The sequence below is a fragment of the Fischerella sp. genome, from assembly GCF_013388695.1.
GTDB lineage: Bacteria > Cyanobacteriota > Cyanobacteriia > Cyanobacteriales > Nostocaceae > PCC9605.
This window is the reverse complement of sequence record NZ_JACAEU010000123.1, coordinates 1-8,211: the sequence shown is the minus strand read 5'-3', so window position 1 is coordinate 8,211 and position 8,211 is coordinate 1. Positions and strand designations below refer to the sequence as shown.

Sequence of the window (8,211 nt, the reverse complement as noted above, 5' to 3'; positions counted from 1 at the left end):
TTTTCACCACCCTCCGGGTTCGCCAGTCCCCCATCTCGGCAGAAGCCAAGACGGGGGCTGGACTCACCAAGACACAAAGACACCAAGAAAAATCCATTTCCAAGACTCACACCTTGACAGGGGATGAGTATGGGTTATGTAAATCCATGTGTTGCATTCTTGTTTCAAATTGGTATAAGTGATTGCGCTTAAGCAGATTGTTAATAATTTATTATTAATATTTTTATTAAAATATCTCTTGTCAAATTTTTATCTAAGGAGAATACATAAAAAACTATGTATATCTTGGTGGACAGTTTTATGATTGTCTGTGGTAATTAAATTTGCCAATTTCAGTTTTATACTGTAGTATTTATAGCTTTTTTTTACTTTATAAAAAGCAAATGTTTGAAACTTGCATCATCATCTTATCTCAGTATATTAGTAAATAAAATTACTAATATTTTTATTTTCTTAATAATCTAAAATTAGTAGTAACTATTATAAAAATGTTTGTAGTCTTTACTAGGTAAAGCTTATAGTCCATAAACACAGTCGATGGTGAAAGACAAAAAACTTAACAACGATAGTAATTTATTTAACTTTATTTTAAAATTTAACAGTAAATATTCGTTTACGTAACAATACTTTATATAAAGATATGAAAAAATACAGACTAAATTTCTATAACCCTGATTGCTTCTATTTGATTTCTGGGTAATATTACTGAAGCGTAGTTTCGCCTTTGAAATTACAGACGAGTTAGCGCATCGTTTCTTCGATTCTGCATCAGAGACGTATTTACTGGTCGCTAAATGTAGTAATTATTATGGTGTGTAATCCTCAATTAGGTTGATGGTGAAACTTTTCAATCACCTAGTTAGTCATCCTTTAACTAATGACTTCGCAAAAGTTCTAAAGACGAATACAAGACTGTTATGTACTTCATCATTGGATTATGGGGTGCCCAGTTGCTGCATGTGCAACTTTCTTTAGTGGCTTGCATGTAGTTGCTACATTGATGTTGCTGTGATACCTGCGTTAACCAAACCAAGTAGGTTTATTCAGTGATGTTCATCTCCTGACAACACCAGTTTGCAGACTGTTGTTGTCATGTAATTCAAAATCTGCATTATGTACAGTCACAAAAGCGGGATAATATACCCCCATCACTAAAAAATAATCATCCTGTCAGGAGTCGTGAAATTGCCATTGCATCAAGAGCAGATAAACAATCAGTCTATTGTGTTTCCTTCCTACTCGAAAGAAATGTTTCGTAAACAAAGGGAGAAGCTTTTCTCTGTAAATAGCAAGCTTCTGTTGCCTAATGATATGGGTTTTGATGAGAAGCAAATCTAATAAGTCTGGTTGGCTGTGTGGTTTTCACTGTATTTATCCTACAGTGCTGTAATACCTGCGTTACTCAACTGGCACAGATTTAGATTACTTGAAAATCAAAGTAAAAATGAGGTTTTCGAGTAAAAGCCTCGGATTTTGAAAATGTTCTGTTATTATATTGATGCCTTCCAATGATTTTTAAAATTTCATGGCCGAGGCATTTGAGCCTCCTTTGTCCTTTTTACCTTTTAAGTGTTTTTACTTACGGAATCTTACCAGCTTATCCTCAAACTACCGTTATTAATAATACGGCTCGTGGTGGAGCAGACAATCTTCCCAACAGCCCTTCCGGAAGAATTACTACCTCCAATGAAGTGACTTTGAGCGCTGGTCAAGCGGAACTAGAGATCATTAAAACAGCAGACAGAGCAGCAGCTGAACCAGGTGATACAGTCATTTATCGTCTTACCATCAGGAATACTGGTAGCGTACCAACCAACCAGGTAGCAATTACAGACAGACTGCCTTTAGGAGTGCGACTTGTTACTAAGTCGTTGAAAGGTTCCCTAGCAGATAGATCTATCCCCCTGAGTGCAAACACCAATTCAAATCGAACGGTAACGATTACTTCTAGCCAGCAATTGCAACCCAACCAAGCTTTGACAGTCACCTATGCTGCTGAAGTTACGCCAGATGCGATTAGGGGAGATGGCAGAAACTTAGCACAAGCCAGGGCAGGCAATCTCACAAGCAACCAAGCTAGCTATGTTTTGCGAATTCGGCCAGGCATTTTGTCTGATTGCGGCACCTTGATTGGGCGGGTGTTTGTCGATAAAAACTTTGACGGCGAACAACAACCTAACGAACCGGGAGTACCGAATGCGGTGATTTATCTGGATGATGGCAATCGCATTGTCACCGATGCGAATGGGCTATTCTCCTTGGCAAATGTCATTGCTGGCCATCGAACAGCAGCCTTGGATTTGAGTAGCTTACCAGGCTACGCACTGGCCCCAAACAAATACTTTATCGAAGGTAATAGCCAGTCTCGCTTGGTGCGCTTAGAACCTAGTGGTATGGCACGGGTAAATTTTGCTGTCACGCCTGCTTTTTCAGAGGGTAAGCGATGAAAACAAACAAGTTTTATGTACGTTTGAGCCGAGATTTTGAGATGAGTATTCTGCGCTTGGCCTTAGCGAGTAAGGGTTGCGCTGGAATGTTGCCTTTATGTTTGGCGATCGCTTCTCCTTTGTTTTTTGGTGCAGAGACAATTTTCCCAACAACCGCTTTTGGTAGCGTCGCAGAGGATACGGGGACACAAACACACCCTGACACGGAGAACTTCTCAACCCAGTCTCCCCGCGTCACCCTTCGGGTTCGCAGTCGCTACAACGGAGGGAACCTCCGCAACGCGCTGCTCACCGCGTCTGAGGTTCTCCATGTTTTCGAAGCCATGTCACCGCCTGTATTTATCTCCCAAACTTCCCCATTTTCAGGCGATCCCAACTCGGTATTTCAACAAGATCCTGCTACTGAATTTCAACAAAACTCAAACTCTCCACTGCAACAACCAACATCTCCAACAGATAGCACACCTAGAATTACCCCCCCGACATCTGGACAGCCAAAAGTCAAACTGGAAATCGCACCTGTAGGCGATCCGCGGGTTCAAGCAGATGGACGTTCAACGATTAAACTGCAAGGACAAATTGTCGATGCCAAAGGTGAAGTCATTCGCAAAGATGCGATCGTCACTTTAACTAGTAGCGCTGGTAAATTTGTCGGTACAGACCAAAACAAAGACCAAGGCGGATTTCAGGTACGTGCCATTGATGGTGAATTCACTGCCACTTTGCAATCGGATATCAAACCCCAACAAGTCCGGATTCGGGCAGCCATAGATCGGGTGCAGAAATCTCCACTCATTGCCCCCAGAGAATTAGGCGACCTGAGAAATCCGACATTTCCGCAACAAACAGATAATTCCCTGGTGGAGGAATTTGGAGAAGCGCCGATAGAAGCCTACACCCAAATTGAATTCACTACCTATCTCCGCCCTTCACTAGTAACAGGGGTAATTAATTTGCGGATTGGCCAGGGAGGAACTAATTACTGGGGAAGTTTTGGGGAGTTTCTCAATCCCGACGAGATTGACGAAGGCACAACGGCAGATTTGTATGCTGCTGTTTTTGCCACAGGTAAAGTAGGAGATTGGTTATTTACTGGCGCATTTAATAGCGATCGCGCTATCAACCAAGACTGCGAAGGTAGAAATCGCCTGTTTGGTGGTGTTCAGTTCTGCGAACAACCCTATCCTGTCTACGGTGATAGTTCCACCTCTACCCCCACTACCCCCTCTATCGATAGTTTCTATGCTCGCTTGGAACGTACTCCCTCGATATCGGGAGCAGAACCAGATTACTTCATGTGGGGGGACTACAGCACGAATGAATTTACCAGAACCTCCCAACTGTATACCGCTACCTCCCGCCAGTTACATGGCTTCAAGGCGAACTACAACTTTGGCAACCTCCAAATCACAGGGATGTATGCCAACAATATTGAGGGCTTCCAGCGAGATACTATCGTTCCCGACGGCACTAGCGGCTACTACTTCCTTTCCAAACGCCTTTTAGTTCCTGGTAGTGAAATCGTCTACATAGAAGCAGAAGAAATCAACCGTCCCGGCACGGTGATTGAGCGCAAACAAATGCTGCGCGGCTCAGATTACGAAATTGATTACGATCGCGGTACACTGTTGTTTCGCCGTCCGGTTTTTGCAACCGAACTCAACCCCTTTGGTTCGACTTTGGTCAGGCGAGTTGTCGTCACCTACCAAAATGAAGGCGGTGAAGATTCCAATCTTGTTGGTGGACGACTGCAATATAACCTTTCCCACGATCTTGAAAACAAAACCTTCGGCGCACTCAGTTACCTGCGGGAAGACCAAGGCGACCAAGATTTTGAACTATTCGGCACAGATTTCTTAGTCTCTTTGGGAAATGCAGGTAAGATTGTCGGGGAATTTGCCCACTCCAACAACAACTTACTCACTGGTGATGAGGTGAGTGGTAATGCTTACCGCTTGGAGGCTTTTGGCAACATCACTGAAAATCTTTTCGGTCAGGCCTATTATCGGGCAGTCGAGCCGAATTTCTCCAATAACGCCACCTTTAGCTTTACACCCGGACAGACACGCTACGGGGCATCTTTATTAGCTAGGTTGAGTCAGCTGACCAGCTTTAGAGTCGCCTACGACGTAGAAGAAAACTACGGCACTACTCCCGGTTCCATCACCAACTTCTTTGATTTATTCGACCCGCAGCCGCAAGCACGTCCGGGTGAAAGAGTCAATAACGAACTGCGAACCTTGCGGGCAGGGATTCTGCAAAAGCTGGGTAATGCCGATGCCAGCTTGGAGTACGTCAATCGTTCTCGTGATGACCGTATCGGCGATGACCTTGATGGCGATGCCGATCAGCTGGTATCTCGTTTGAAGCTACCACTAGCTGAATCTTTGACCTTCCAGGCGCAAAACGAACTGAATTTGGGTGACTCTGACCCCTTGTATCCCAACCGCACTACTTTAGGGCTGGACTGGAAAGCAGCCCAAGGGGTGACATTCCGACTGGCACACCAATTTTACGATGACAGCGAATTATTGCCAGGGAACTCCCTTACTACCTTGGATACGATTCTGGATCAAAAATTGTGGGATGATACTACCCTTACAGGTCGTTATTCCGTGCTTTCCGGCTTCAACGGCATGCAAGGACAGGGCGCTGTTGGTATCGGTCAGGGTTGGAAAGTAGCACCGGGGTTAAAAGTTAACCTGGGTTATCAATACGTATTCAAGAACATCTTTAATGCCACAGCCGCTGGCGATCGCTACCCGCAATACTATGCAGTTGGGCAAACCGCTTCTACCTTGGGATTATTTGCTGGTTCCGTCTACAGTCTCGGATTTGAATACACTGATAATCCCAATCTCAAAGCCAAGGCTCAGTTTGAATATCGTGATGGTGATGAAGGCAATAATCTAGTCATTTCAGCAGCAGCAGCAGGCAAACTTTCTCCCGCTTTAACAGCACTAGTCCGCTACCAACAAGCTGGCGAAGCAAACATTTATCTTCCTTCCTCCAGTTTGATTACCGATGGAGTCAGATTTCAAGAACTGGGAGACACAGCCAGCCTCAAACTCGGTCTGGCATACCGCGACCCCACCAACGATAAATTCAACGGCTTGCTGAAATACGAGTGGCGGCAAAACTTTGACTCAATTCCAGAAACTCAGCTCACAGGTAGTACAGCAACAGGTCATATTTTCTCCGCAGAAGGTATTTATGCCCCCAACTGGCGATGGGAGTTTTATGGCAAATACGCTTTCCGTAACGGCGTCACCTACTACGATGACGACAGATACGACGGAAGCGCTAATTTAGCACAACTGCGGGCAACTTACAGACTCGGTTATCGCACCGATTTAGCCGTTGAGGGAAGGTGGATAGGTCAAAACTCCAACAGTGGTACTGACTACGACGAACTCGGTTTTGCCCTAGAAACTGGATATTACGTCACTCCCGATTTGCGTTTAGGTCTTGGCTACAGCTTCGGTAGCGTGGATGACCGAGACTTTACTGGCTACCGTTCTGAAGGTGGTTTGTATGTGAATATTAGCCTGAAACTGAATGAACTTTTGGGCGGCTTTGGCTTGCAGGAACCAGTACCCAAGCAACAACAAGAGTCTGAAATACCGACAGCGCAAAATCAGCCTGCCACACGGACACCTGAAAATGATTTGATTAAGCGTTTGAAACAGATGCAGGCGCTAGCAGTTTCCCATACTCCTGTTTCTCAGAACGCTAAGCCCAAACTAGTGAACAGTCTCAGACAGATGCAAACACAAAGCCAGAAATCAGTCAACGCGCAACGTCTTATTCGTTGATAGGCAAAAGTCAGAAGGATGAAAGTTAAAAGAGTTTTAGTTCATACTTCATCCTTTTCATATGTGGTGTGATAGGAGTGAGTAATGTCCAGGTTGAAACTTAAAAGTAAGAAGAAAGAAGGAAGAACAAAGAAGGCAGGAGGCAAAAGGCAGAAGGCAAAACGAATAGTTTCCCTTTTACCCTTTACCTGTTACTTTTTATATTCAGATATTGCAGTTGCTCAAACACCTTCCCCTTCTCCCCCTCCCCCTCTCTCCGCCTCTTCTTCATTGCGGGTGGTGGTAAATAGCAATCAAGATGGTAGTCCCACGCCTGACAGCGCCTTGACTTTGCGGGAAGCGATTGAGGTAGTCAATGGTACGCTCAGTGTTGATAAACTTAGTGATGCGGAAAAAGCACAGATTACACCAACAACTGATGGTTCTCGCATCGAGTTTAATCTACAGAAGAGTGCAACTAATATCCAGTTACAATCACAACTGCCAGATTTAGCAACTCCCGGATTAGTTATAGATGGCAGCACTCAGCCAGGATACGATCCGAAAAGTTCGGCGACTGCGGAAATAGCGATTCCCGTACCTGTGGTAACAATAACTCCCGCACCAGGCAAAGAAGTATTTCGCGGGTTAACTGTTGTCGCTGATGGCGTGACTATTCGTGGTTTGAGCATTTACGGTTTCACGGCTAGTCCCATCAAACAGATTCTCGGAAATATAGCTTTTGATACTAATCCCAAGCCAGTGACTCTCACTACACCACCGGGAGATATTGTCATTGCTCACCGCTTTCCGCCTCCCGATACCAGCCGCCAGCAACCGCCTAACGATGATTTTCCCTTCCGCGAGTCAGATGTAGCCCCAAAAAATGTTGTGATTGAAAACAACTGGTTGGGATTAACTGCTGATGAAAAAATGCCCCAGACAACATCAGCATTCGGGGTTTACGTTTTTAATTCCCAAGGCGCAACAATTCGCCGCAACCGTATTTATTACCACGATGGCAGTGCTGTTATTACTACAGTACGTGGTGAAAATACGGTGGTGCGAGAAAACATTATCGTTGGCAATGGGATTGCCGGAATGCCTGACGCTTTACGGTTTGAAGGTTTGGTGAACCAGTCCCAAGTTTTGGGCAATTTGATTTGTGCTAACGATGGGGCTGGTGTGTATTTATTCAAACCGCAAGGTAACGTAAAAATTCAAAATAACAAAATCACCCATAATGGCAGGCGTTTGCGGCGTTCAGCGGTTTACTTGATGGGTAGTAATCATCAGGTAGTTGATAACGAAATTGACCATCAAACCGGGCCTGGAGTGGTAGTTTCGGCTTTCTCCCAGAATGATATTGGCCAGAACAGCCCAGGCATACGCAATGTCATCCAAAACAATAAATTTGTGGCGTTAGAGGGTTTGAGTATTGACCTCAATAGCCAGCAAAATCTGGATGTGAGCGACTTTCAAGTGGGTGATGGGCCCAATCCCCAGCGAGATTCTGGCAATCGTCGCCTAGAAACGGGGAATGCTGCCATTAATGCACCGGAATTTACCCAAAGGGCGTTTCCGCCTACAGGTAATAATGTCACCTTGCAGGGTAAAGCCGATCGCGGTTCGCAGGTGACAATTTATCGCTTAGGTGATTATCAAAGAGGCAAACAAGCGCTTTATCAACCAGGTTATGGGGCATTGAGTGAACCCTTGACAACCGTATCTGTGGACGAAGAAGGTAACTTTAGCGCCACAGTGGAGAATTTACAAATAGGAGATGCAGTGAGTGCGATCGCCACCGATCCACAGTACGGTACATCTGAACCCGCCGTGGCGGCAATCATTGGCCCTGCTGGCACAGCACCCAAGCTCACTCCCAATAGTCAACCAATTCCTACTCAACCTTTTCAGTGTACTTCGCGACCTGTACCGCCACCACCACCGACACCACCAGCACCACCGCC

3 protein-coding genes are annotated in these 8,211 nt (G+C 45.1%); all 3 read left to right on the top strand.

Annotation, left to right across the window (positions count from 1 at the left end):
• The first annotated feature begins 1,508 nt into the window (after nucleotides 1-1,508).
• Entirely contained in the window at nucleotides 1,509-2,447 is a 939-nt protein-coding gene (locus HXY43_RS16580) for a hypothetical protein (protein ID WP_290884833.1), read from the top strand.
• A 323-nt stretch (nucleotides 2,448-2,770) separates the two neighbouring features.
• The gene (locus tag HXY43_RS16575) at nucleotides 2,771-6,262 is read left to right on the top strand and encodes a hypothetical protein (protein WP_290884834.1); all 3,492 of its coding nucleotides are present in this window, start codon (nucleotides 2,771-2,773) and stop codon (nucleotides 6,260-6,262) included.
• 84 nt (nucleotides 6,263-6,346) lie between these two features.
• On the top strand, nucleotides 6,347-8,211 hold a 1,865-nt coding region (locus tag HXY43_RS16570; protein WP_290884830.1), incomplete at its 3' end, for a right-handed parallel beta-helix repeat-containing protein.